Annotated in this window: 1 protein-coding gene; it reads right to left on the bottom strand. The window is 34.2% G+C overall.

From position 1 onward, the window contains the following. Positions 1-281 (bottom strand): pyruvate formate lyase family protein (locus AYC59_RS01235; RefSeq protein WP_281177373.1); only part of this gene is annotated, 281 nt, incomplete at both ends.

Raw genomic sequence — 281 nt, 5'->3', positions numbered from 1 at the left:
AGTTATTAATGAATGAGTATCAGCTAACATACCTCCAACAGTTTCTGTAACCCAAGTAGGATCACCACTAAATAATGCATCATATTTTGGAGTTCTTAGGAATCTAATATGGCTTAATTTCACTACGAATTGATCTATTAATTCTTGAACTACTTTTTCAGTAATTTTTCCGTCTTGTAACTCTCTTTCAACATCTATATCTAAGTAAGTAGATGTTCTTCCTAATCTCATAGCTGCTCCAGTTTGGTCTTTAGTGGCAGCAAGGTCAGCTAAGTATAACC

Source organism: Pseudostreptobacillus hongkongensis (assembly GCF_001559795.1).
GTDB classification, from domain to species: domain Bacteria; phylum Fusobacteriota; class Fusobacteriia; order Fusobacteriales; family Leptotrichiaceae; genus Pseudostreptobacillus; species Pseudostreptobacillus hongkongensis.
The sequence above is the reverse complement of the archived record's forward strand: the minus strand, read 5'-3'. Positions and strand labels throughout refer to the sequence as shown.